Genomic DNA, 24,957 nt, shown 5'->3' with positions numbered 1-24,957 from the left:
GCGGACCTTCGCCAAGCGGTTGTCGCCCACTTGGCGTGTATGTTCCGGGGCCGAGAGCCATGGAAGGGACCAATCCGGTGAACAAGAAGCTCGCAGCCGCACTGTCCGGCGGTGCGGTACTCGTACTGGCCTTGTCGGGGTGCACCAGCGATGACGACGGCGACGACAAGCTCAACGACTGGGCGAAGTCGCTGTGCGGCCAGATCCAGCCCCAGCTGGAGAAGAGTGTGCAGGCGCAGCACACCATCGTCTCGACCGCCGCTGACGGTAAGCCAGAGGAGATCCAGAAGGCCGACTCGGAGGCCTTCCAGGCCATCTCCGACGCGGACAAGGCCATCGCCAGCGCGTTGGAGAAGGCCGGACCGCCGCCGGTCGACGATGGCGAGAAGATCCAGAAGGACGCCATCAAGGACCTGAACGCGGCGTCGAAGTCGTACGCGGACCTGAAGAAGAAGATGGACGGCCTGGACACCAAGGACGACTCGCCGGACGGCCTGAAGGCGTTCTCCGCGGGCCTGTCGGAGGTCGCCGACGACCTCGGCAAGATCCAGAAGAACGGGGACGGCGCACTGAAGACGCTGCTCGCCGGAGACGTCGGCGACGCGATCTCGAAGCAGGACGACTGCAAGGCGGAGACGCCCAAGCCGTCGCCTGCCCAGTAGTTCACGCACCTTCGGGCAGCGTCTGCTCCCCGCGGCGCCCGCTCCCCCGAATGGCCGCCACGCGCGCGTGGCGGCCATTCGGCGTGGGGACGGGGTCACGAGTGGGCCAAGGGGAGGACAATGGACCCCGTGAGTACGCCCACCCTGCCCACGACCGACCGCGCCGACGGCATCGCCCGGCTGCGGGAAGCCCTCCTCGCCGCCGACTTCACGGCCGACGGACTGCTCGACCTCCTCGGCGCCGCCGCGTATGCCGCGCTCGCTCGCAGCGAGACGGTGCCCGCCCTGCGGGCCACCCGCGGCGACGGCCCCCTGGAGACGCTCGTACGCCTCTTCCTGCTGCAACAACCCGTCGCTCACGCGCGCGTGGCGGCCGTTCTGCCGGTCGACGCGTGCCTGGCGGACGGCTGGCTCACCCGCGCCGGTGACGGCGACAGCCTGTGCGCGACGGTGGACGTGCGGCCGTACGGCGGGCCCGACGGGGAGGACTGGTTCATCGTCTCGGACCTGGGATGCGCGGTCGGCGGCGCCGGCGGTATCGGCAGCCGTGACCCGGGAGTCGTACTCGGCGTCGGCGGTGCCTCCACCACGCTGGCCGGGATCACGGTGCGTACGCCGGTGCAGAGCGCCCTCGACATCGGCACCGGGTCCGGCATCCAGGCGCTGCACGCCGCCCAGCACGCCACCCGCGTGACCGCGACCGACCCCAACCCCCGGGCCCTGCACATCACCCGGCTCACGCTGGCGCTCTCCGGCGCCCCCGAGCCGCGGCTGAAGGAGGGCTCGCTCTTCGAACCGGTGGCGGACGCCACGTACGACCAGATCGTCTCCAACCCCCCGTTCGTCATCTCGCCCGCCGCCCGGCTCACCTACCGCGACGGCGGGATGGGCGGGGACGATCTGTGCCGCTCGCTCGTTCAGCAGGCAGGGGAGCGGCTGAACGAAGGGGGGTACGCGCAGTTCCTCGCCAACTGGCAGCACGTGGAGGGGGAGGAGTGGCAGGACCGGCTGCGTTCCTGGGTGCCGCGTGGATGCGACGCCTGGATCGTGCAGCGCGAGGTGCAGGACATCACCCAGTACACCGAGCTCTGGCTGCGTGACGCGGGGGACCACCACGCGGACCCCGTCGAGTACGCGGCGCGGTACGACGCCTGGCTGGACGAGTTCGAGGCCCGCAAGACCAAGGCCGTCGGCTTCGGCTGGATCACGCTCAGGAAGACCGCCGCCGCTGAGCCGTCCGTCACGGTCGAGGAGTGGCCGCACCCCGTCGAACAGCCGCTCGGCGAGGTCGTCCGTGCCCACTTCGCGCGCCAGGACTATCTGCGTGCGCACGACGACGCCGCGCTGCTCGCCGGGCACTTCAAGCTCGCGGACGAGGTCATGCAGGAGCAGGTCGGACTGCCCGGCGCGGAGGACCCCGAGCATGTGGTGCTGCGGCAGAACCGCGGGATGCGCCGCGCTACCAAGGTGGACACGGTCGGTGCGGGCTTCGCGGGGGTGTGCGACGGCAGCCTGAGCGCCGGGCGGATTCTGGACGCCATCGCCCAGCTGGTCGGCGAGGACCCGGTGGGGCTGCGGGACCGCTCGCCCGCGCAGATCCGGCTCCTGGTCGAGCAGGGCTTCCTGGAGCCGGTCGAGCACGGCGCGGGGAGTGCGCATCTCACGGAGCCCCTGGAGCTCTGAGCCGCTCACACCGCGGCCTCGGCGTTCACCCGGGGTTCGCGCGGTGGACGCTCGGGTGTGCCAGCGTCCGCCCTCTGGGGATCTACGGAGGGAAGGACGCGGCATGGGTACGGGCCTGGAGAGCGGACCGGCGATTTTCGCGGGCGTGGTGTTCGCACTGTTCGGGGCCGGGCTGCTGCTGTGGACCGGCGTACGGGTCCTGCATCGCGCGCCCGTCGCGCAGGGAGTGAACCCGGCCGCTTCCGTGGCGTTCGCCACGCTCGCCGGGGCCGTGGCGCTCCTGCTCGGAGTCTGGTGCTTCACCCGCCTGTGAGGCGCCGCCCGGAGGCGCGCCGGGCGTGCCGCGGCCCGTGTCACCTCGACCGCGGCCCAGGTGAGGGGCCCGGAATCGGACTCGATCCGGCCAATAATTGAATCAGGGACAATAGCTGAGAGGTCACGCTCCGCATCGGCGCGAAACAACCGGGTGGGCACTCCGGGCGGCAGGAACGGCGAAAGTCGGGTTACCGTTCGAGTGGCCGTTGCGGGCTTTTCCCGTTTGACACGGGGGCGGGATGTACCGTCACACTCCGCAGCGTCAGCGTACGGACCCGTACTGACGGACCCGTACTGACCGCAAGGCATCCAGCGTCGACCGGAGAGAAGAGCAACGTTGTCCCCGACCAGCGACACCGCACCGGGCGGCCGCCGACTCGTCATTGTCGAGTCGCCTGCCAAGGCGAAGACGATCAAGGGCTATCTGGGCCCTGGCTATGTCGTCGAAGCGAGCGTCGGGCACATTCGCGACCTCCCCAACGGCGCCGCCGAGGTCCCCGATAAGTACACCGGCGAGGTGCGCCGCCTCGGCGTGGACGTCGAGCATGACTTCCAGCCGATCTATGTCGTCAACGCCGACAAAAAGGCGCAGGTCAAAAAGCTCAAGGACCTGCTGAAGGACTCCGACGAACTCCTCCTCGCCACCGATGAGGACCGCGAGGGCGAGGCCATCGCCTGGCATCTGCTCGAGGTGCTCAAGCCCAAGGTCCCGGTCAAGCGGATGGTCTTCCACGAGATCACCAAGAGTGCGATCCAGGGCGCCGTGGCCAACCCGCGCGAGCTCAACAAGCGCATGGTCGACGCCCAGGAGACCCGCCGTATCCTCGACCGCCTCTACGGCTACGAGGTCTCGCCGGTCCTGTGGAAGAAGGTCATGCCGCGGCTGTCCGCGGGCCGTGTCCAGTCCGTCGCCACCCGCCTCGTCGTCGAGCGGGAGCGCGAGCGCATCGCCTTCCGCTCCGCCGAGTACTGGGACCTGACCGGCACCTTCGCGACCGGCCGCGCCGGTGACTCCAGCGACCCCTCGCAGCTGGTCGCCAAGCTCACCACGGTCGACGGCAAGCGCGTCGCGCAGGGCCGTGACTTCAACTCCGTCGGACAGCTCAAGTCCGACACCCTGCAGCTCGACGAGGCGAACGCCCGCGCGCTGGCCGCCGCCCTTGAGGACAGCCAGTTCGCGGTCCGCTCGGTCGAGTCCAAGCCGTACCGCCGCTCGCCCTACGCTCCTTTCCGTACGACGACGCTGCAGCAGGAGGCCTCGCGCAAGCTGGGCTTCGGCGCGAAGGCCACCATGCAGGTGGCCCAGAAGCTGTACGAGAACGGCTTCATCACCTACATGCGTACGGACTCCACGACCCTGTCCGACACGGCGGTCTCGGCCGCCCGTGCGCAGGTCACGCAGCTGTACGGCGCCGACTACCTGCCGGACAAGCCGCGCACGTACGCCGGGAAGGTCAAGAACGCGCAGGAGGCGCACGAGGCGATCCGCCCCTCGGGGGACCGTTTCCGCACGCCCGCCGAGACCGGCCTGAGCGGTGACCAGTTCCGGCTCTACGAGCTGATCTGGAAGCGGACCGTCGCCTCCCAGATGAAGGACGCGGTGGGCAGCTCGGTCACCGTGAAGATCGGCGGGCGGGCGAGTGACGGCCGGGACGCCGAGTTCAGCGCCTCCGGCAAGACGATCACCTTCCACGGCTTCCTCAAGGCGTACGTCGAAGGCGCCGACGACCCGAACGCCGAGCTGGACGACCGCGAGCGCAGGCTGCCGCAGGTCGCCGAGGGCGACGCGCTGTCCGCCGAGGCGATGTCGGTCGACGGGCACGCCACCAAGCCGCCCGCCCGCTACACCGAGGCGTCCCTGGTCAAGGAGCTCGAAGAGCGCGAGATCGGCCGCCCGTCGACGTACGCCTCGATCATCGGGACGATCCTGGACCGCGGCTACGTCTTCAAGAAGGGCACCGCGCTGGTCCCCTCCTTCCTGTCGTTCGCCGTGGTCAACCTCCTGGAGAAGCACTTCGGCCGCCTGGTCGACTACAGCTTCACCGCCAAGATGGAGGACGACCTCGACCGCATCGCCCGCGGCGAGGCACAGGCCGTGCCGTGGCTGCGGCGCTTCTACTTCGGCGAGGCCGGCGAGGCATCCGGGGCGGGCTCCGCTTCCGACGCCGGGAACGGCGACGGCGATCACCTCGGCGGTCTGAAGGAGCTCGTCACCGACCTGGGCGCGATCGACGCCCGCGAGATCTCCTCGTTCCCCGTCGGCGACGACATCATGCTGCGGGTCGGGCGCTACGGCCCGTACGTGGAGCGCGGGGAGAAGGACGCCGAGGGCCACCAGCGCGCCGACGTCCCGGACGACCTGGCCCCGGACGAGCTGACCGTCGAGTACGCCGAGGAGCTGCTGGCCAAGCCGAGCGGTGACTTCGCGCTCGGCACCGACCCGGCGACCGGCCGCGAGATCGTCGCCAAGGACGGGCGGTACGGCCCGTACGTCACCGAGATCCTGCCCGAGGGCACCCCGAAGACCGGCAAGAACGCGGTCAAGCCGCGTACGGCCTCGCTCTTCAAGTCCATGTCCCTGGACACGGTCACGCTTGAGGACGCGCTGAAGCTGATGTCGCTGCCGCGCGTGGTGGGGACGGACGCCGAAGGTGTCGAGATCACCGCGCAGAACGGCCGGTACGGCCCGTATCTCAAGAAGGGCACGGACTCGCGCTCCCTGGAGACCGAGGACCAGCTCTTCTCGATCACGGTCGAAGAGGCGCTGGCGATCTACGCGCAGCCGAAGCAGCGCGGGCGGGCCGCCGCCAAGCCGCCGCTGAAGGAGCTGGGCACGGACCCGGTCAGCGAGAAGCCGGTGGTCGTCAAGGACGGGCGGTTCGGTCCGTACGTCACCGACGGCGAGACCAACGCGACGCTGCGGGCGGCCGACAGCGTCGAGGACATCACGCCCGAGCGCGGGTACGAGCTGCTCGCGGAGAAGCGGGCGAAGGGTCCGGCCAAGAAGACCGCCAAGAAGGCGGCGAAGAAGGCACCGGCGAAGAAGACGGCCGCGAAGAAGACCGCGGCCAAGAAGACGACGGCTGCGGCGAAGAAGACGGCTGCCAAGAAGACGACGTCGGCTACGGCCGCGGCGAAGAAGGCTCCGGCGAAGAAGACGGCTGCGAAGGCGTCCTCCGAGGGCTGAGGGATGGGGGCTGGGGTGTCTGGCCTCGTGTGGCGCGGGCTCGTGTGGCGCGGGCTCGTGTGGTCTGGCCTCGCGTCCGGCCTGGCGTCCGGCCTGGTGGGGCTGGGCGCCCGGCGTCGGGCGTGTCGGTGCGCTCGTATGTTCGGGTACAGCCTTCGGGGAGTGCGGGGCTCCGGATAGGCTGGCGGGATGACCCGAGCAGAGCAGCCCCCGGTCGAGCCAACCGACCCCGACGACGCCCTGGTCGCGGATTCACGTGAGCGCGCCGTCCGCGCCCTGCTGCGCTGTCCCCCGCTGAAGCGGCTGTGGAGCGCCCACTTCGTGGGGAGCGTCGGTGACGCGCTCGCCATCCTCGTCCTCGTCGTGCTGGCTTTCCAGGTGGCCTACTCGGAGGGCGCGCTCGGCGGTGGTGTGCGCGGCGTGGCCCTGGCGGTCGCGACCGTGTTCGGGGCGCGCTTCCTGGCCACGGTGCTCTTCGGAGCCGTACTCCTGGGGCCCCTCTCGTCACTTACGTCACAGGGTGGTCCACTCGACCGGCGCTGGACCATGATCGTCGCGGACGGCGTGCGCGCCGCGCTGCTGATCGTCGCGCCGCTGTGGATCGACTGGACCCCGGACAGCGCTCTGGCCGTCCTGCTGGTCACCGCGTTCGTGATCGGCGTCGCCGAGCGCTTCTGGACCGTCTCGCGGGAGACCGCGGCGCCCGCGCTGCTGCCCGCGCCACCGCTCGAGGGCGCGGCCGTACGGCCGCTGCCGGACCAGATGGAGGCACTGCGGCGGCTGTCGCTGCGTACGGCCTTCGTGTCCCTGCCGGTCGCCGCGCTCGGCCTCATCGCGGTCACGCTCGTCAGCAACCTGCTCGGTGCCGGGCTCGACTGGTTCGAGCTGCACCAGGTGGCGCTCGCCTCGTATGTCGCGGCCGGACTCTTCGCCGCGTCGCTGTCGGTCGCGTACTTCCTGGAGCTGCCCGACGCTCAGACGCCACGCGCGCGTTCCCCGCTGGAGGGCCTGCGTCGCCCCAAGACGGGCGACGGCGTGGACAAGGGGCGCACCGGGGCCATCCCGCTGCTGGTGCTCGCCTGTGCGAGTGTCGCGGGGGCGATTGCCGCGGCGGTCTCGGTCGCTGTTCTGCATGCTTGGGATCTGTCGGGAGGGCCGGTCTACTTCGGGCTGCTGGTACTCGGGCTGACCGGCGGCACGGTCGTGGGTATCCGTACGGCGCCGTCCGTACTGCCCGCGCTCTCCCGGCGCCGGCTGCTGGCGCTGGCGATCGCGTTCACGGGTGTCGCGCTGCTCGCTGCGGGTCTCGTACCCGACCCGACGTCCGTGCTGCTGATCGTCGCGCTCGCGGGTGTCTCGGCGGGGATCGCCGCGAACACCGGGCACGCTCTTCTCGACCAGGAGGTCGAGGACTACCGCAGGGTCCGGACCACGGAGCATCTGCACGCGGTCGTACGGGTCGCCATCGCGCTCGGTGTGCTGGCGGCGCCGGTGCTCGCCGCGCTGATCGGGGAGCACCGGCTGGTCAGCGGCAAGTTCGTGTTCGCCCATGGGGGAGCCGCGTTCACCCTGATGCTCGTGGGCGCCCTGCTGCTGCCGGTGGCCGCGCTCGTGCTGGCGCGTACGGATGACCGTTCCGGGGTGCCGCTGCGGCGGGACCTGAGCGACGCGCTGCGCGGCAGCGATCCGGCGCAGGCGCCTGCCGCCACGGGGTTCTTCATCGCCCTGGAGGGCGGTGACGGTGCCGGGAAGTCCACCCAGGCCGAGGCGATCGCGGAGTGGATTCGCGGCAAGGGCCACGAGGTGGTCGTGACCCGTGAGCCGGGCGCGACGCCGGTCGGCAAGCGGCTGCGGTCGATCCTGCTCGATGTGTCGTCGGCCGGTCTCTCGCACCGGGCGGAGGCGCTGCTGTACGCGGCGGATCGTGCGGAGCACGTGGATACGGTGGTCCGGCCTGCGCTGGAGCGTGGTGCTGTTGTTGTCTCCGATCGCTACATCGACTCGTCCGTGGCTTACCAGGGCGCGGGACGCGACCTCTCGCCTACCGAGATCGCGCGGATTTCGCGCTGGGCTACGGATGGGCTCGTACCGCATCTGACGGTGCTGCTCGACGTGTCGCCCGAGGCCGCCAGGGAGCGCTTCACCGAGGCGCCGGACCGGCTCGAGTCGGAGCCCGCGGAATTCCACGCGCGCGTGAGGGCTGGTTTCCTCACCCTGGCGGCGGCCGATCCGGGGCGCTACCTGGTGGTGGACGCGGGCCAGGAGCCGGAGGCCGTGACCACCGTCGTACGGCATCGGCTCGACCAGTTGCTGCCGCTGTCCGAGGCCGAGAAGAAGGCGCAGGAAGACGCCCGTAAGGCGGCCGAGGAGGAGGCGCGGCGGCGCGCCGAGGAGGAAGCCGCGCGCAAGGCCGAGGAGGAGCGCCTGGAGCGGGAGCGCCAGGAGCAGCTGGCGAAGCTGCGCGCCGAAGAGGAGGAGCGCAAGCGGCGCGAACTCGAAGAGGCGCGGCGTCTTGAGGCTGAGCGGCAGGCCGAGGAGGCGCGGCAGCGGGCGGAGGAGGCGCGGCGGCTGGCCGAGGAGGAGCGGGCCCGGCGGCTGGCCGAGGAAGCGGCTCGGGCGGCTGAGGAGGAACGGCGTCGGCGGGAGGCCGAGGAGGAGGCTCGGCTGCACGCGGAGGCGGAGGAGCGGCGGCTCGAGAGGCAGCGCAAGGCGGAGGAGGCGTTGCTGCGGGCTGAGGCGGCTCGGCGGGCGGCGTCTGAGGAGGGTTCGGGTTCGGCTGACGAGGGTTCGGGCTCGGGTTCGGGTTCGGGTTCGGGTTCGGCTGATGAGACTGCCGTTCTGCCGCAGGTGTCTGAGCCCTCTGAACCCTCTGATTCCTCTGAGCCCTCTGATGGCGATCCGGCGGGTCGGGTGCCGCCGGGGTTCTTCCGCGATGAGCGGACCGGTGCCGAGGTCACCCGCGAGATGCCGCAGGTCGACCCGGATTCCGGCTCTGGCACGCAGCGGCGTCGGCCGCGCTCCGACTGGGCGGAGGAGACTCCGCTGGACGACCTGCCCACGCTGGCCGACGAACTGCTTGGCTCGCGGGACGACGAGGACAACGGCGACGGTCGCAAGGGGGCCGGGGGCCGGTNCCACCCTCCTCACCTACAACGGCGACGGCCACACCGCCTACGGCCGCGGCAGCACCTGCATCGACACCGCGATCAACCGCTACCTCCTCCAGGGCGACCCCCCACCCAACAACACCCGGTGCTGACCCCGAACCGCCCCCTGCCCCGAGCCCGGTCCGGGGCACCCCGAACAACCCTGTAGACTTGGCGCCGCTGCTGATGCGAACCTCTTCCTGCGCGGGAGGGGTATTTCCGCAGCTTGCCGCCTTAGCTCAGTTGGCCAGAGCAACGCACTCGTAATGCGTAGGTCTCGGGTTCGAATCCCGAAGGCGGCTCTGTAGAAGCCTCAGGACTCACTCGCCGTGACCTGGGGCTTTTGCTTTTACCGGATACGTCGGCGGCGCCGGGAGCGGGCCGCGCGGGTGTCAGCGGTCTCAGTTTTGGTCTCAGTGGGGCCCGAATCCGGGGTCGGGGGAGCGGGCGCGAAGAACTCGCCCATGCGTCGCATGGCGTCCTTCGAGAGGTGTGATCTGCCCTTCACGTAGCGGCGGGTCTGGCTGATCTGGGTGTGCCGCAGGATCTCCATGATGGTGGTCATGTCGACGCCCAGTTCGTTCAGGATCGTGCCCGCTGTGTGGCGGCTCCCGTCGTACAGGCGGCGGTCGTCGATCCCGACCTCGGCGAGCAGTTCCTTGAACTCCTCGTAGTCCTGTCGTGGGTCGAGTGGGCGCCCATCCGGCCGTGAGAACACGACGTCGTGTTCCTGCCACAGCTCACCGGCCGCGGCCCGCATCGCTTCCTGTTGGGCCCTGTGGTCGGCCAGGAACGGGATGAAGACGGGCGGGATCGGTACGGGGTTCTGGCTCTTCTTGGTCTTGGGCCGTGTGAAGGAAAGACCGCCTCCCGTGCGCTCCGGGCAGGCGCTCGCGTGCCTTGTGCACGTCTTGGTGCAGGGCTTCGGGCAGCCGCGCGTGTAGCCCTTGTGGGTGGTGCAGTCCGGTGGGCACGGCTCGAAGTGGTGGAGGCGCGCTCCGCAGGCGTGCGGGTCGTCGCAGCCGTGCCGCCACGTGAGGCGTTGCAGCTGCCACTTGGGGTGTGTGAACGACGGCGATTTTCCCCGGGGCTGAGGTCGCGATTTTCCCCAGCCCCGGAGGCTGCTGGGGCTACTTGTGCCTGGGGTCAGGTTTATCCGTGCGGTTCTTGGGACGCTTGTTGGAACGGTAACTCGGGCCGTTCATGATGACCTGGTGGCTGGTGTTGATCAGCCGGTCCAGGAGGGACTCGGCGACGACGGGGTTCGGGAAGAGCGGATACCAGTCGCTGGGCGCCCTGTTGCTCGTGATGATCAGCGATCGGCCCTGCCGCTCCGAGACGAGTTCGTAGAGGTCGTCGGCCTGCGTCGCGTTCAGCTGGCGCATCGCGAAGTCGTCGAGGATGAGCACGCCGGGCAGGCTCATCAGGTGTCCTCCACGAATGCGACGTGTTGGTACTGCCCGCGGAGGAGGCAGCCTTGAGCCGTGAACAGGACGTTGCCCCGCGCGGAAGTCAGAGCATCCTCATCGTCGAGTGCAAGTACTACGTGTCCAACCTCGGCATCGGACTGGCGCGGAACTTTGAGGGCCTGCGCGCCGACATCCGTACTCAGAGCGAGCTCTTCGTCTCCAACATCGGTTCACCGAGCATCGTCAGGTACCTCGATGCTCGGAAGCGAGGCTTCGAGCGTGATGTGGTGCCCAACTCGCCGCAGGCGGGCTACCTCCAGGCAGAGATCAGGAAGACCTTCAAGAGTTACCTGAACAAGCACTCTCCCTCAACGGTGATCTGACGACGCCGATCAAGCCTGCGACGGTTGCGATCTGCGTGAGCGGACTGGGTGGCACTAGGGCGGACCCAGCGTCATGGTGATCAATGTCAGGGGTCTCTGACCTGGAAAAACGGGACTCGGCGGCACTGCTCGGCACCAGCCGAGATGATCTTACGGGCCCTCGGCGCGCATTCCTCCGGCGCCATGATGCTGCAGGACGCGAGTGCGCTCCCCCGGGTCGTCGAATCCGCCTCGTCCACGGCCTGGACTCGATACGATCTGCCTGACTGGAGGTCGCGAACTCGCCCATGAACACGGCCTGCCGGGCTGACTGACCGCTCGAACCCGTCATGGGGCGCTCACACTCTGGCGCAGCACCGCGCTCACGCATCTCAAAAAGGGGACGGGTCTTGCCAACACCGTGGATGTCGGTCGAGCAGTGGGACAGCATGATGCGGGCTATCACCGAGTCGAAGTACCAGCTGCTGCTGGGCGCCGGCGCCAGCCTGGACTCGGAGGGGCCGCTGGGGCGGCTTCCCGGCGGCTGGGACCTCGCTCAGGAGATGGCTACGGCGTTTTCGCTGCCCGGCAATCCGCGCGGGAACCTGCGCCAGGTCTTCTCGATGGCGAGGTCGCGCGTCGCAGCGGACGGCCAGAACGTCCTGGCCTATATGGCGGACCGCTTCGTCAACTGCACCGCTCCGTCGTGGTACGCCGACCTCGTCTCTATCCCGTGGCGGTACATCTGGTCGCTGAACATCGACGACTCGGTGGAGAACGCCTACAACAAGCAGTTCACCGAGCACACGGCCAAGGAACTCATCTCCGTCTCCTGGACGGACCCCCACCGCGTGCCCTCGGGTCACCAGGCCATCCTCGTCCACCTGCATGGTGTCGCCTGGGCGAAGAAGACGGACGACCTCGTCTTCGACATCTCGTCCTATCTGTACGCGGTCACCCAGCGCCACCGCTGGCACAGTATCTTCGCCGACAGCTACTTGGAGGCGCCCACCATCATCCTGGGCGCGAGCCTCAACGACGAGATCGACCTGGAGAACGTCCTAGAGAAAGGGCGTGTGCAGGGCGCCTCCGAGCCCTCTGTCATCGTCATGCCGACGATCGACGAGTTCGACAAGGAACGCTTCCGTGAGTGGGGCCTCATCCCGGTCGAGGCCACGGCCGAGGAGTTCCTCGCCGAGGTCCGGGCCAGCTGGCCGGACTACTTTCAGCAGGCCGACGTGTCGGCGGACAACCCCAGCCGCATCAACCCCAACGTGCTGAGCTTCCTGAGCCAGTGGCATCCCATTCGCACAGGCTCCGAGTACCGCCTCGACGACCGGCACGACTTCTACGCCGGGCACGAACCCCTGTACTCCGACATCCTGCGCGACCTCGACTCACACCGCGTGCTCACCGACAGAGTCTTCCGCGAGGCGCTGTCTGACGAACAGCAGAAGGTTGTCTGCCTGACGGGTTCCGCGTTCACGGGGAAGAGCACGATAGCCCTGCGGGTCGCGAGGAAACTCGCCGAGCAGAACTGGACGCCGTATCTGCTCGATCCCGAACTGCGTCCCTCCCCGGAGGCCACCCTGTGGTGGCTCAGACAGCATCCGCGGACCCTCCTTATCGTGGAGGGCGCCGCCGACTTCGCGAACGACCTCGCCGACATGGCGCTGCGTGCCAAGGAGCGGGGCATTCCCTTCGAGCTGCTGGCCGTGGAACGGCGTTCGCGCGCCCGGGAGGTGCGCCGCAGCTTCACGGGCGTGGGGTTCGCTGACGTGGAGGTCTCAGACAAGCTGAGGGACAAAGAGATCGAGGATCTGATCCGGCAGCTCAAGGGGCACGGACGGCTGGGCATCGTGGCCGACGTCGGCCACACCAAACAAGTCGAGTACTTCACGCAGAAGCATGGCAGGAACCTCTTCTCGTCGATGTCGAACCTGGAGGAGGCCGACGGGTTCCGCAGCAGGGTGAGGACGGGCTATTTGCTCCTGAAGAGCGAGACCGAACGATCGGTGTTCCAGGCAGTGTGCATCACCTCCGCCCTCGGATACGGACTGCCGATCGGCGCTGCGGCGTCCGTCTGCGGACTGCCGGCAAGCGAGCTGAACGCCCTGCTGCACTCCGAGTCGGTGCTCGCCGACTTCATCCGCGTGGCCCGGGGACGCCTCCACCCGCGGCACCGGGCATTTGGCTCGTACATGCTGGAGAATTCCTTCAGTAAGCAGGAGAACTACGCCGTCACCCTGAAACTCGCCCAGCACTACGGTGTGCAAATCTCCCCGGCGGCCATCTCGTCGCGTACGTTCGCCTACCGCATGGTGCGCCAGCTCCTCGATCACGAGATGCTGACCGTGTGGCTGGGCGGGGAACATTTGGACGCCTGGTACGAGGCGCTGCAGGAGACGTACGCCTGGAACGCCCGGTACTGGGAGCAGCGGGCCCTCGGGGCGAGTAAGCGGGGCCGGCACGCCCCGGCCAGTTCGTGGGCCCGGCAGGCCATCGCCCAGCGCCGTGACGCGTTCGCGCTGAACACGCTGGCCACCGTGCTGTTCCGCAGGTACCTCGCTGAGGGCGGGCCGGAAGACGGCAGGACGGAGAACCTGCTGGAGGTGGCCGCGTACCTGGAGGAGGCGCGCGCCATGGCCGCCGAGGACTCGGAGTACCCGTACATCACCTTCTTCAAGTACACCCTCAGCTGGGTGGAACGGGCCAAGAAGGCGAACGGGTCCATCGACAGACGTATCGTTCGCCGGTGGAACGACTGGATGCACCTGGTCGACATCTCCCCGATCACGCGCTCGCCGGAGGTCAGGGAGCAGTTGAAGTCGTTCCGCAGGAAGTGGCTCCTCCTGGCCTGAGGACCGCTGGCTCCGGATCGGGTCAGCCCGCGCTCTCCGACGAGAGCGCGGGCTCCAAGTCGAGAGCCGCCCGGCACACGGTGGCCTGCACGTCCGTGAACGCGAGCAGGTAGACGACACGGATGCGCGATGTCGCGTGAGAACGGAAGTAGCTCACGGTAGCGGCCAGTAGGGTGTCTACGGTCTTGCCGAGGTCGCTGCTGCCGCCGCCAGTCCCGAGGAGCGGCAGCACCACCGAGCGCAGCGGCTCCCCGGTGGCGGCCAGCCGGTCCACCTCAGCAAGGACATTGCGCACGCACCGCTCCAGGTCGATGACCTGCCGGTACCCCGAGCCGGGTTCTCCCTCTACGGCGGCGACATGCAGGATGCGCCGGACCTGGTGGCTCTCCTGCAGCTCTCCCGGCCCCGTGACTAGCACGGAGCCCGCCGTCACATGGGACCGGCCCGCCATGCGCTCGATCAGCTCCAAGGCGATAGTGTCGTGCACCAGATGGCCTGCAGTGTCCCGGCGGCCACCGTGGTACCGGATCGTCGCGGAGAGGGTGGGTTCGTCGACGCGTGACATCTCCATCCGCGTGTTCTCGGAGTTGACCCACACGTCCGTCCCCAGCACGTTGGCGACGTTCCCGGTGATCATCCCGATGCGATGGCGCCGGTCGCCTTGCAACGGCAACTCGTACCGGGTGCACTGCAGGACGGGCCGCGGAGTGTCCTCCACTGGCCGCTGCTGCGACAGTTGCCTGCGCAGCACAGTGTTCTCCCGGGTCGCCTTCTTCAGCTGCGCCGAGACCTCGTCCAGACGCCGGGTCTTGCTGAGCCATGTGAACGACGCCAACAGGAAGAAAGCGGCGAACCCGGCGGCCCCGCCGATCCCGAAGCCCAGGGCCCGGCCCTCGGTCATCGAGTCCGGGAAGGCGGAGAACAGGAAGAGGGCCGCAGCCAGGGAGTACAACAGGGTCACCGGCAGCTGGAGAGAGTACTGCCGCCCGGCCCGGTCCGGCGCGGAGGACCAGATGTGCAAGGCGATGCCGGAGATGCAGAGGACGGCAGTGATGGAGAGCTGCAGCGGACTCATTGGCCCGACTCCTATTGGTCGCGTCGCTGAACGGTCGATCACTCTGCGGGACAGCCCGCCTTGCCTCCGAGCATATGCCTTGCTGCGGAGGGCCAATTCGGATCGATGCACTCAACTGGCCCGAACGAGGAAGTACTTGACGTATGACTGACTCGTGACAGAGACCCAACTGCCATACAGGCTCGCTGTAGGCGCGCCCGCAATGGAGATCCGCCGCCCTGACCCCTCTGCGACCAGCCGCAGGCACCATGCGACCGCCCTCAACACCAGCCCGGCCAAGGGCGGGGTACCGATCAGGATGAGGAGCCCCGCGCCGAGATTGGCGCCGACGACACGGGTACACCCGCTCGGGGGTTGGAGTCGTCGTGCCAACGCTGTAGAGCTGATAGCCCTCGGTAGGGTCACCGTCCCTCGGCGGCGAGCTGCCCCAGTGCGGAGCGGACCGCGGCCGTCGGCAGCCGGACGCTGCGCTTGATCGTCACCAGCCCTCGGTCGCGCAGCGCGTAGGCGGTGCGGAACTCACCGGGGTCCCAGGGCTTCTCGGACTCCTTGCCGTTCGCCGAGCCGGCCGAGCAGGGCGAGCTGTCGTTCAGGGGAGACCAGCGATGCATGGCAACAGCTCACCCCGGTGCCGGGCCTGGTGCAATGACTCGTACGGGTGGTCGATTCGGGCAGTACCGGAGACCTGCGGTTTTGCGGCGTCGGACGGCCTGCTTGCGTGAGCGCTGCGTGAGCGGACTGGCTGGCACCAGGGTGGACCCAGCGTCATTGTGAGCAAGGGAAGATGTCTCTGACCTAGGGAAACGGGATCCTGCGGCATCGGCCGGCACCAGTCGTGATGATCTTGCTGGCCCTCGTAATACGTAGGTCTCGGGTTCGAATCCCGAAGGCAGCTCTGCAAAAGCCTCAGGACTCACTGGGTGGTCAGCTCTGGCCATCGGGGAGCGGGCGAGGGATCGCTTCACCGGCCTCAGTGCCCGGCGATGGGCCTCAGCGCTCAGAACACGGGCAGGGCGCTCAGTGACGTGCCGTCCAGGAGGAACACGCGGTTCGCGTCCGCTGTGAGCCAGTAGCGGTCGGGGTTCTTGATGATCGGGAAAACCCAGGATGGTCGGCTCTCGGGCGAGAGGTCGAGGACGTTGATGCCTGCCTGCTTCTCGTTGACGGTGACCGACCAGAGGCCGCTGCCCTGCACGACGAGAGGGCTGGGGGCATCGCATTCGAGGAAACCGTTGTAGTTCCAGTTGGTCGGCTTTCCGGTCCGCAGGTTCAATTGGAGGGGGAAGATGACTTCGGACGCGTACACGAGGTTGCCGTGGATGGTTGGCCGGCCCCAGAAGGGCGGATCGCCGTTCGGCAGTTTCGGGCTCGTGGTCGACCAGCGCTTCTTGCCGTTGATGAGGTCGTGAGCGGTGAGCTGCTTGCCGCTTACGCACAGGGAGCGTCCCGACTGGGCGAGGTGGGCTCGGCCGGTGGCGGTCACCCTGCGGTGGGTCCATGCTCTGCGGCCGTCGGACGTGTCGAGGGCGATGACGGCTCCGTCCGCCGCCGCGATGATCAGTCGGCCGTGGGCCGCCAGGCCGCGCGAGGCGGCCTTCGTGCCGAGGTCGGCGTCTACGTCGACGGTCCAGCGGATCTTGGCATCGGAGCGGCCGATGCTGCGTACGCGCCCGCCCTTGGTGATCAGGTATACGGCTTCGTCGTCGGCGGCGAGTAGGGAGTCGGCCTTCGCGGGAGACGTCCACTTGGGTTCGCCGGTTGAGGCGACGAAGGTGACGAGGGTGCCGTCCCGGTCAACCGTCGCCACCAACTGGTCGGAGAGGGACAGGTAGCGGCCGGTGGCCACCGTGTTCGGCGCTGACCAGCGGAGTGTGCCGTCGACGACGCTGCGCGCGGCGATGCCGCCTTTCGGCGCTCCGACGATGAGGACGTCACGTACGGGTAGGGGCGCGGGTGTGGTCTCCGAGAGCGCCGAGGGGACGGTCCAGAGTGGCTCGGGAGCCACGCCTAGGACGTAGTCGCCCTTGTTCGCGTCCAGGACGCGGGCCTTCGGGGTCGATGCGGCCGCGGGAATGTCGAAGGGGCCGCGACTGGCACGGTCCGCGTTCCGTTTCCACCACGCGGCGGCCCCGCCGCCGACGGCGAGCACGGATGCGCCCGCTCCAAGGCCTGTCAGCAGGCGGCGGCGTGAGACGGAGCGCGGTACGGCTTGGCCTGGCACTGTGGTCAGCCGGTGGAGACTGTGCTCGCGGGTCGTGATGTCCTGCGCGATCGGCCCCTGCCGCCAGGTGCGTTCGGCGCCCCGGGGCGGGGCGGACGCCTGGAGGATCTGGTCCGGTGACGGTCGATGGGCAGGGTCCTTGGCGAGGCACGGGGCGATCAGCGGCTGGAGCGCGGGCGGTACGACGTCCAGGCGCGGCTCGCCGTGGACGACCTCGTACTGCACGGCGGCGACGTGTGAACCCTCGTACGCGTGCTGCCCGCTTGCCGCGAACACCAGGACCGCACCCAGAGAGAAGACGTCGGCCGGTGGACCGACGCGCTGCCCGAGGACTTGCTCGGGCGCGCCGTAGCCGGGAGTGACCGGCACTTGGCCCGTGGCGGTGAGCGTGAGGCCGTGTTCGGGACGGGCGATGCCGAAGTCGATGACGCGCGGGCCCGTCGCGGTGAGCACGATGTTCGCGGGTTTCAGGTCGCGGTGGACGAGGCCGGTGGCGTGGATGTCCCGGAGCGCGTGGGCGAGCGCCGCCGCCAGGGCCCGTACCGTCGGTTCGTCGAACGGCCCGTGGGAGCGGACGGCGTCCGAGAGTGTCGGACCGGTCAGGAACTCCGTGGCGATCCACGGACGCCCGCCCTCCGTTTGGGCGTCGAGGACGCGGGCCACGGATCCGCCGCTGACCGCCCCGGCCATCTGGGCCTCGCGGACGAAGCGGCTCGTGAGGTTCGTGTCGTGCGTCAGGTGGGGGTGCAGCACCTTCACCGCGGCGACCTGCCCCTCGCCGTCCTGACCGACGTAGACCTTGCCCATGCCTCCTTCGCCGAGCACGGCGAGGATGCGGTACGGGCCCAGTCGGATCGGGTCTCCGGATTCCAGGGGCTTCATTGCGTGTGCGGCTTTCTGTGAGCTCAGTCGAGGGGGTAGGCGGCGGTGTGCTCGTCGCCGACGGCGATGAGCCGCCTGGCGGAGGCGTGGGCGAAGTACCGCGCCTTGGCGGCTTTGACGCGACGGGTCACGGCGCCGGTCCGGATGTCCACGGCCACCAGTGCAGACGACTCCTTGCTGTGCGCGTACACGGACGCGACCCCGATCACGGGCGGGGCGTCGAGGTCCTCGGTCGTGACCTCGCGGCTCTTCTCCGCCCACCGCAGGGAGCCGTCGGCGGCGTCGAGCGCGACGATGCCGCGGTTCTCCTCCACCGCGTACACCACACCGTCCTTGGTGGCCGGGGGGCTGAACCGCGCCTTCGGTGTCTCTCCTTCGAAGCGCCAGGCCTCCTTGCCGTCGGCCAGGCCGAGCGCGACCAGTTCACCCGCCGACGGGTACACGTGCCTGCCGTCCACGGCCAGATGGGCCCGGCTGAAAGCCGGCTGCTCGCCGTCGAGCGGCCGGTTCCACAGCGCTTCGCCCGTCAGGGCGTTGTGGACGACGAGGCGTGGTTCACCGTCCGCGGACTGCTGGACGAGGACCAGGTACTCGCCCACGGACTCGGCGGACAGGAAGTGCAGGCGGGTGGATTCGTCCGGTCGGGCCGGGAGCGGGACCTCCCAGAGCTTGTCGCCCGAACGGATGTCGATGCCCAGCAGGAACCACGACTGGGCCTTGCCGAATCCGGATTCCGTATGGGGCCCTCGTCCTCCTGCCAGGTAGACGGCATCGGCTGTCGCGCAGAGCACTTGGGTTCCGTCGAGGATCGCCCTCAGGTCCTTGAGCTCGCTGAACGGGGCGTTGATCTCTCCCGTGGCCGGGTCGACCGTGGAAACGCTGAGCGGATCGCTCTCTTCGAGGGTGTGGTCGGCGGCGTAGATCCGCTTGCCGTCCGTAGCGGTCCGACGCAGGAAATAGACCTCGGGGTCCGACCACCTCACCGCTCCTGTCACAGGATTCAGGCCCTGTACGCCGAACTCGCCTGCGACGAGCAGCCCGTCCAGAACGAGCGGCACCGGGGGAACCTGGGGGTCGACGGAGCTGGTCGCCACCTGCCAGAGCAGGTCCCACGCGGGCTTCTTCGAGGCGGCGGCGGGTGGCTTCGGGGCGGTGGTGTCCCCACGGCCACGGCCACGGCCCAGCCACGCCCAGGCGCCGCCTGAGACCGCTGCCGCTCCGAGTGCGGAACTCCCCCCGAGGGCAAGGAGCTTGCGGCGGGACAGGCGGGACAGGCGGGACGTAACGGACGGGGTGCCGCTCGGGAAGGCTTCGGCGAGGGCGTGTTCCGGCGGGGCCGGGAGGCGGTGCGGCCGGGCATGCCAGACGCTGCCTGCGCGGCGGGCGATCTCCATGAGCAAGGGCTCGGGGAGGTGGCAGGCGAAGTCGCTCTGCCCAGGGCGCAGTTGGGTGGCGAGGTCGGCGGTGGTGGGCGGTCGGCCGGGTTCTTGCTGAGGCAGCGGGTCAGGATCGGGAGCAGGGCCGGAGGGACTCCGGTGAGGTTCGGGTCGGCGTAGCGGACGCGGTAGATGAGGTCGGCGTGCTGGCCGGTGCCGAAGGGCCCGTGGCCGGTGGCCGCGTGGACGAGGACGCCGGCCAGCGCGAAGACGTCCCCCGCAGAGGTGTGTTCCTGGCCGGTCGCCTGCTCGGGGGACATGAAGGCCGGCGTGCCCGCGGCGGTACCCGTGCGGGTGAGGCGGTCGTCGCCGATGGCACGGGCGATGCCGAAGTCGATGACTTTGGGGCCGTCTGCCGTGACCATGATGTTGGAGGGCTTGAGGTCGCGGTGGACGACGTCCGAGGCGTGGAGCTGGGCCAGAGCCGCACACAGCAGGGCTCCCAGTGCGCGTACCGCGGGCTCGGGGAGCGGCCCCGCGACGGAGACGGCGTCGGTGAGGGGCGGGCCGAGTACGTACTCGGTGGCCAGCCAGGGGGTCTCGGCGAGCGGGTCGGCGTCGAAGACCCGGGTGCCGTGGACGGGGCCGATGACACGGGCCGCGTCCACCTCAAGGCGGAAACGGGTGCGCATGGCGGGGTCGGTGGCGATGTGGGCATGCAGGGTCTTCAGCGCTGCCGTACGGCCTGTGGTCGAGCGGGCGAGGTAGACGGTGCCCATGCCGCCGCTGCCCAGGCGGGCGATGAGGCGATAGGCGCCGAGCCGGTGCGGGTCGTTGTGGGTGAGCGGGGAGAGCATCAGCCGTGAGTCCAGGGCGCAGGAACGGGCACTTCACGAACGGGCACTTCAGGAACGGGCATGGCAGGAACGGGCACTTCGGCCGCCAGGACCTGCGCCGACTGGCGCGCGAGCGCGGCGACCACCGGTGCCGGCAGGGGGATCGGGGCGGCCGTGTCCAGGACGGTGGCCTGATGTCCCGTCGTAGGTGCGGCCGGCTCCAGGTGGGTGAGGACCTGGTCCGCCCGCGGACGCCGCTCCGGGGCACGGGAGAGGCATGCCGTGATCAATCCGCGGAGGGAGGAGGGAAGTTCGTCGCGTTCGGGGACGGTGTGGCCGGTTGCCGCGTAGGCGAATACGGCCCCCAGGGCGTACACGTCGCCCAGCGGGCGCGGCCGTCCACCGGTCGCTTGTTCCGGGGCGAGGCCGCCGGAGTCGAGGCCCGGCAGACCAACGCGCTGCTCGCCGTCCGGGGCGGCGGCCCGTACCGCCCCGAAGCAGCTCAGACGGGGGCCTTCTGTGGTGAGCAGTACGGCGGCGGGAGACAGGCCCGCGTGCGTCACGCCAAGGGCGTGGGCGGTGGCGAGCGTACGGGCGAGGGCGACGCCAAGGGCCCGTACGAACGGCTCGGGCAGCGGGCCGCCGTGAGCTCGCAGGACGGCGGGGAGCGGGAGAGCGGGGACGTACGGCGCCGTGCACCAGGGGAGGTCCGCTGTGCCGCCGACCTCCCCGACCGGCAGGAGTCCCGGTATCGAGAGCCGACGGGCGCCCTCCGCCTCGATCGCCCAGCGGGTCGGGTCGACGTCGACGCGTGGGAGGCAGGCAAGGAACGTACGGTCGCCGTCGGCACTGCGGGCGATGAAGCGGCGTGCGGGAACGGCCTGTTCGGACTCCGCGTCGAGCCGGGCCAGGGTGATGTGGGGCCCGATCCGTGGAGGGTCGTCCTGGCGCAGCGGTTCCATGCGCGCTCCCCCCGCTCCGTGATCAGCCAGGTCAAGCCTACTCAAGCGCCGTTGCGGGGGCGGAGGTAGGTGTCGCACGGGCCATTGGGCTCCGTTGCGTGCGCAGGTTGTGTGGTCGCCGTGCTGGGCGCGTTTGCTTCCTGGGCAGTGGCGGCTCAGTCTGTACAGCGCAGCTGGACGGGGCGGGGGAGAGCAGATGGCGTCGAGGAGCTCATGTGGTCCGATCGTGGGGATGGGCGGTCGGGCGTGGTGAGCGTCACTGGGGGCATACGACGGGGCGCGCCGCTCTCGGCGGTCGTCGCGGGGCTGATCGCGGTGCTGGTCAGCATCAGCAGTTCCGCGGCGATCGTCTTCTCCGCGGCGAAGGCGGCGGGGGCCACTGACCGGGTACTCGCCTCGTGGATGCTGGCGTTGGGTGTCGCGATGGGGGTGACCTGTATCGGGTTGTCGCTGCGGTACCGGGCGCCCGTGGTGACTGCCTGGTCCACCCCTGGGGCGGCGCTGCTCGTTGTCGGCCTCGACGGGGTGACGATGGCCCAGGCGGTCGGCGCGTTCCTGGTCTCGGCGGGCCTGATCACGCTCAGCGGACTCACGGGTTGGTTCGCGCGCGTCATGGACCGGATTCCCGTGCCGCTGGCGGCGGGACTGCTGGCCGGGGTGCTCGTGCAGTTCGGCACCGGGCTGTTCACCGCGATGGACGGTGACTTCGGGCTCGTCTTCTCGATGTTCGCCGCGTATCTCGTCTGCCGGCGCCTGTTTCCTCGCTACGCGATCATCATCGCGTTGGCGGTTGGTGTGGTGGCGGCTGTGTGGAGCGGCTCGCTGCACCTTGAGGGCGTACGTGTGTCGCTGGCCGAGCCGGTCTTCGTCGCGCCCGAGTTCTCCTGGCAGGTGCTCATCAGTGTCGGGCTGCCGCTGTTCGTGGTGACGATGGCCTCGCAGAACCTGCCCGGTGTGGCCGTGCTGCGCAATGACGGATACGACGTTCCGGTGTCGCCGCTGATCACCTGGACCGGCGCGACCAACGCTCTGCTCGCACCGTTCGGCTGCTTCGGGCTCAACCTCGCGGCCATCACCGCCGCGATCTGTACGGGGAAGGAGGCTCACCCGGATCCTGACCGGCGCTATCTGGCCGGTGTCTGGGCGGGGGCGTTCTACCTCTGTGTCGGCGTCGTCGGCGGGGCCGTGGGCTCGCTGCTCGGGGCCCTGCCGGCCGCCCTCATCCTGGGCATCGCGGGGCTGGGGCTGCTGGGCACCATCGCCGGATCGCTCACCGCGGCTCTTGCCGACGAGGGGTGGCGCGAATCCGCCGTGGTCACCTTCCTCGCGACCGCCTCCGGCTTCTCGCTGCTCGGCATCGGCTCGGCCTTCTGGGGGCTGCTCGCCGGAGTGGTCACCGCTGTGGTCACGCGTGGTGGGCGGCGTGTGGCCGCAGGGTCGGTGACGGGCTCGGAAACGGGCTCGGAAACGGGCTCGGCAGTGGGGTCGACGACGGGTACGGCAACGGAGTCGACGACGGGTACGGCAACGGAGTCGACGACAGGTACGGCAGCGGGGTCGACGGCAAGTACGGTCCGGGCGGTCGGAAACGTACGCCGGACCGAGCGCGGGGCTCGCATGTGACGTTCGGCAGAGCGGGCTCGCCTGGATTCAGCTCCAGGCCGGGGTCGGGGGCAGCGGCCAGGCGGGCGGTTGCGGTACGGGCCCGTCGGCGGCGAGCGCGGTGTCGGTCGTACGCCCGCTGAGCCAGCCGAGGAGCGTGTGACCGTCGGCGCTGACCGTGGGGCCGTTCTGGGACAGGTTCCAGGACCGCCCGAGGTCGATTGCCCTGACGCGGGAGACGGGGAAGTCGCGCTCGCTCAGCGCGGCGAGTGTGCCGTCCAGGGCCCATGTCACATAGGTGTGGGGCCAGTTGGCGGTGCCGTAGTCCGCGTCCAGGTCGACGTGGTGGGTCTCCAGCTCGCGCCAACAGCGGTAGAGCGTGAACCAGGCCGGATGACGGTAGCCCGGCAAGGCCGTGACCAGGGTGTCCCATGCCGTGGCGGGCATCGCCTCGGAGTCCGCGAGCAGCCGGTTCAGGGAGGTGCGGAGGTCGGCGACGAGTTCGGCAGCCGGGCGGGCGGCGCCGGATTCGACCGCTCGGGCCAGCGACTCGGCGGTGTCCCTCGGCCGGGGCTCAACACCCGTGCGGGCAAGGGCGAGCAGCCACGTATAGGCATCGGCGCCGCGGGCCACATGAGCGATGACGTGGCCGCGGGTCCAGCCCGGCAGCGCGGAGGGGCCGCGCAGGTCGGCGCCGGTCAGTGCGGTGGCCGTGGCAGCGAACCGGGCGTGTGAGCGGGCTATCTCATCAATGACGTCGGGAAGGGCATCGGACCTGGTGTCTTGGGTCATACGGGCCAGGTTGCCGCAGTGGCCGGGCGCCTGGGGGAAGTTGGCGTGATACGGGTCGGCTGCCGAGCCGGTGTGGCGTGCGGAGCGGTGCGGCATGCGGGGTGGGGCGGTGCGGCAGACGGGGCGGTCGTCGTCGTGGCCCTCACGCGCCGGAGCCCCGCAGCCGCCGCGCGATGTCGATGTCCCGCTGCAGCGCGCTGAACCGGGGTGGCTCCCGGCTCGCGTCGAGTACGACGACGTGCAGCCGGTCCCCGGCCTCGGGCGGGGCGTTGCATCGGTCGGCGCCGCCTCCCGGTCCCTGGAGGAGGGGGACGTGCGATGTCCGGTCTATTGATCCTTGTGAGTACTTGACTGCTGCGTCACGAGGTGGGGTGAGAGACGGCGGTCGTTTCTTGTACAAATCCTTGCCTCTTTGGCTCTCTCTTGTTCGTTGCTTGCCTCTGTATTGATCGACGAGGTCGAACAGTGGAAGTCGGCACCCAGCGGGTGACCGAGCCCCACGATCAACCGACCTCCGCGAGGTGGAAACAAGCATGTCTTCCCGTGTCATACGGATGGCCGCGATAGCCGGCGTCACCGCCCTCACGGTCTTCACGGCCACGTCTTGCGCCGACGGAGACGGAGGCGGCGACACGGATGGGAAGGGCGGGAAGCATGAGACGGCGGAGAGGGGTGCCCACTGGGGTTACGGGAGAGCCGACGGTCCGGCGAACTGGGCGACCCTCGCAGAGGACTTCGAGGCGTGCGAGGCCGGGCGCGAGCAGTCCCCGATCGATCTGGGCGACGACAAAGATGACGGCAAGAACGACGACAAGAACGACGACAAGAACGACGACAAGGACGACGGCAAGAACGACGGCAAGGTGGTCGAGCGGGCGGTTGAGAAGGCTGTCACCATCGATTACGAGCCCGTCACCGCGGAGCTGGTGAACAACGGCCACACCGTCCAGGCCAAGGTCTCCACCGGCAGCCAGATCGTCATCGACGGCACCTCCTACGGCCTCAAGCAGTTCCACTTCCACCTCCCGAGCGAGCACACGGAGGAGGGCGAACACACCGCGATGGAGATGCACTTCGTGCACGCGGACAAGAACGGCGAGCCCGCCGTCGTGGGCGTGCTGATGGAGGAGAAGGCCGGCAAGTCCGCCTTCGCGGATCTGTTCAAGAAGCTGCCGTCCGAGGAGGGCGCCACGGCGAAGATCACCAAGGCCTTCGACCTCACAGCCTTCCTGCCAGGTGACCGTGACCAATACCAGTACGAAGGTTCACTGACGACTCCGCCCTGCACCGAGGGCGTCAAGTGGACCGTCCTCAAGGACCCGGTCCGGGTCGCCCCGGACGAAGTGGCCGCGTACAAGGAGCTGTTCCCGAAGAGCAATCGGCCGACCCAGCCGCTGATCGACCGCGAGCTCACGGTCGTGGACGAGTAACCCCGCATCCCGCATCCCGCAGCCCCGTATCCCGGCTCTGAGGTTCGTCCGGCATTCGAACGCCCAGGGTTGCCCTCGCGCTTGTCAGACCGTCACGGCGGCGGCGTAGTGGTCGAAGTACCGCTTGATGTGGTCGGTGTCGGGGGCGGTCTGGGC

Annotated in this window: 16 protein-coding genes, 1 tRNA gene and 3 pseudogenes; 11 read left to right on the top strand and 9 right to left on the bottom strand. The window is 69.5% G+C overall.

The window, feature by feature from the left end; genetic code table 11:
- The first annotated feature begins 77 nt into the window (after positions 1-77).
- The 7 genes and pseudogenes from U9R90_RS15205 to U9R90_RS15175 all read left to right on the top strand — a co-directional run bounded on the left by U9R90_RS15205 (position 78) and on the right by U9R90_RS15175 (position 9,295).
- Positions 78-662, top strand: coding sequence for a small secreted protein (locus tag U9R90_RS15205; RefSeq protein ID WP_411056970.1), 585 nt, complete (start codon positions 78-80; stop codon positions 660-662).
- A gap of 120 nt (positions 663-782) precedes the next feature.
- Entirely contained in the window at positions 783-2,345 is a 1,563-nt protein-coding gene (locus U9R90_RS15200) for a methyltransferase (protein ID WP_411056969.1), read from the top strand.
- Between the two features lie 115 nt (positions 2,346-2,460).
- Positions 2,461-2,658 (top strand): hypothetical protein, encoded by a 198-nt coding sequence (locus tag U9R90_RS15195; protein WP_411057751.1) that lies wholly within the window; start codon positions 2,461-2,463, stop codon positions 2,656-2,658.
- A 339-nt stretch (positions 2,659-2,997) separates the two neighbouring features.
- Positions 2,998-5,847, top strand: a complete 2,850-nt coding sequence (gene topA / locus U9R90_RS15190; RefSeq protein ID WP_411056968.1) for a type I DNA topoisomerase — start codon at positions 2,998-3,000, stop codon at positions 5,845-5,847.
- 189 nt (positions 5,848-6,036) lie between these two features.
- Positions 6,037-8,973: pseudogene (gene tmk / locus U9R90_RS15185) on the top strand (dTMP kinase); the annotation flags it as partial.
- Positions 8,924-9,106 (top strand): alpha/beta hydrolase, encoded by a 183-nt coding sequence (locus tag U9R90_RS15180; protein ID WP_411057750.1) that lies wholly within the window; start codon positions 8,924-8,926, stop codon positions 9,104-9,106. The pseudogene tmk and the gene U9R90_RS15180, both read left to right, overlap by 50 nt.
- Positions 9,107-9,221: 115 nt before the next feature.
- Positions 9,222-9,295 (top strand) — tRNA-Thr (locus U9R90_RS15175).
- Positions 9,296-9,342: 47 nt separating this feature from the next.
- Here U9R90_RS15175 and U9R90_RS15170 read toward each other — a convergent pair.
- Positions 9,343-10,053 (bottom strand): annotated as a pseudogene (locus U9R90_RS15170) (tyrosine-type recombinase/integrase); the annotation flags it as partial.
- 70 nt (positions 10,054-10,123) lie between these two features.
- Positions 10,124-10,417: an ATP-binding protein gene (locus U9R90_RS15165; RefSeq protein ID WP_411056967.1), complete on the bottom strand. Its 294-nt coding sequence runs from the start codon at positions 10,415-10,417 to the stop codon at positions 10,124-10,126.
- A gap of 53 nt (positions 10,418-10,470) precedes the next feature.
- Here U9R90_RS15165 and U9R90_RS15160 point away from each other — a divergent pair, with 53 nt between their 5' ends.
- Together U9R90_RS15160 and U9R90_RS15155 are read left to right on the top strand one after the other, a co-directional pair.
- Positions 10,471-10,785 carry a hypothetical protein gene (locus tag U9R90_RS15160; RefSeq protein ID WP_411056966.1) on the top strand — a complete coding sequence of 105 codons (315 nt, stop codon included), beginning with the start codon at positions 10,471-10,473 and terminating at the stop codon, positions 10,783-10,785.
- A 389-nt stretch (positions 10,786-11,174) separates the two neighbouring features.
- On the top strand, positions 11,175-13,625 hold the full coding sequence (locus tag U9R90_RS15155) for an SIR2 family protein (protein ID WP_411056965.1): 2,451 nt from the start codon (positions 11,175-11,177) through the stop codon (positions 13,623-13,625).
- A 22-nt stretch (positions 13,626-13,647) separates the two neighbouring features.
- On the opposite strand, the gene U9R90_RS15150 is transcribed toward U9R90_RS15155, so the two are convergent.
- From U9R90_RS15150 to U9R90_RS15125, 6 genes and pseudogenes are all read right to left on the bottom strand, one after another.
- Complete coding sequence (locus U9R90_RS15150; RefSeq protein WP_411056964.1) at positions 13,648-14,700, bottom strand: hypothetical protein; 1,053 nt, start codon at positions 14,698-14,700, stop codon at positions 13,648-13,650.
- 401 nt (positions 14,701-15,101) lie between these two features.
- Positions 15,102-15,311: a hypothetical protein gene (locus U9R90_RS15145; RefSeq protein ID WP_411056963.1), complete on the bottom strand. Its 210-nt coding sequence runs from the start codon at positions 15,309-15,311 to the stop codon at positions 15,102-15,104.
- A gap of 386 nt (positions 15,312-15,697) precedes the next feature.
- A complete protein-coding gene (locus tag U9R90_RS15140; protein ID WP_411056962.1) occupies positions 15,698-17,803 on the bottom strand; it encodes a protein kinase domain-containing protein in 2,106 nt (701 codons plus the stop codon).
- Positions 17,804-17,826: 23 nt separating this feature from the next.
- A complete protein-coding gene (locus U9R90_RS15135) occupies positions 17,827-19,197 on the bottom strand; it encodes a PQQ-binding-like beta-propeller repeat protein (RefSeq protein ID WP_411056961.1) in 1,371 nt (456 codons plus the stop codon).
- A 134-nt stretch (positions 19,198-19,331) separates the two neighbouring features.
- Positions 19,332-19,958, bottom strand: a pseudogene (locus U9R90_RS15130) (serine/threonine-protein kinase); the annotation flags it as partial.
- A 77-nt stretch (positions 19,959-20,035) separates the two neighbouring features.
- A complete protein-coding gene (locus U9R90_RS15125; RefSeq protein ID WP_411056960.1) occupies positions 20,036-20,977 on the bottom strand; it encodes a serine/threonine protein kinase in 942 nt (313 codons plus the stop codon).
- Positions 20,978-21,226: 249 nt separating this feature from the next.
- Here U9R90_RS15125 and U9R90_RS15120 point away from each other — a divergent pair, with 249 nt between their 5' ends.
- A complete protein-coding gene (locus U9R90_RS15120) occupies positions 21,227-22,600 on the top strand; it encodes a benzoate/H(+) symporter BenE family transporter (RefSeq protein ID WP_411056959.1) in 1,374 nt (457 codons plus the stop codon).
- 27 nt (positions 22,601-22,627) lie between these two features.
- On the opposite strand, the gene U9R90_RS15115 is transcribed toward U9R90_RS15120, so the two are convergent.
- Positions 22,628-23,371, bottom strand: a complete 744-nt coding sequence (locus U9R90_RS15115) for a maleylpyruvate isomerase family mycothiol-dependent enzyme (RefSeq protein WP_411056958.1) — start codon at positions 23,369-23,371, stop codon at positions 22,628-22,630.
- Positions 23,372-23,904: 533 nt separating this feature from the next.
- On the opposite strand from U9R90_RS15115, the gene U9R90_RS15110 reads away from it, so the two are divergent.
- Entirely contained in the window at positions 23,905-24,801 is an 897-nt protein-coding gene (locus U9R90_RS15110) for a carbonic anhydrase (RefSeq protein WP_411056957.1), read from the top strand.
- Positions 24,802-24,957 lie beyond the last annotated feature (156 nt).

Source organism: Streptomyces sp. E11-3, assembly GCF_046540415.1.
In the GTDB taxonomy this organism is placed as follows: Bacteria; Actinomycetota; Actinomycetes; order Streptomycetales; family Streptomycetaceae; genus Streptomyces.
The sequence above is the reverse complement of the archived record's forward strand: the minus strand, read 5'-3'. Positions and strand labels throughout refer to the sequence as shown.

Coding starts and splice junctions, on each gene's coding strand:
- U9R90_RS15200 (WP_411056969.1), top strand. CDS start 783: ATGGACCCCGTGAGTACGCCCACCCTGCCCACGACCGACCGCGCCGAC.
- U9R90_RS15165 (WP_411056967.1), bottom strand. CDS start 10,417: ATGAGCCTGCCCGGCGTGCTCATCCTCGACGACTTCGCGATGCGCCAG.
- U9R90_RS15150 (WP_411056964.1), bottom strand. CDS start 14,700: ATGAGTCCGCTGCAGCTCTCCATCACTGCCGTCCTCTGCATCTCCGGC.
- U9R90_RS15145 (WP_411056963.1), bottom strand. CDS start 15,311: ATGCATCGCTGGTCTCCCCTGAACGACAGCTCGCCCTGCTCGGCCGGC.
- U9R90_RS15140 (WP_411056962.1), bottom strand. CDS start 17,803: ATGAAGCCCCTGGAATCCGGAGACCCGATCCGACTGGGCCCGTACCGC.
- U9R90_RS15135 (WP_411056961.1), bottom strand. CDS start 19,197: ATGGAGATCGCCCGCCGCGCAGGCAGCGTCTGGCATGCCCGGCCGCAC.
- U9R90_RS15125 (WP_411056960.1), bottom strand. CDS start 20,977: ATGGAACCGCTGCGCCAGGACGACCCTCCACGGATCGGGCCCCACATC.
- U9R90_RS15115 (WP_411056958.1), bottom strand. CDS start 23,371: ATGACCCAAGACACCAGGTCCGATGCCCTTCCCGACGTCATTGATGAG.
- U9R90_RS15110 (WP_411056957.1), top strand. CDS start 23,905: ATGTCTTCCCGTGTCATACGGATGGCCGCGATAGCCGGCGTCACCGCC.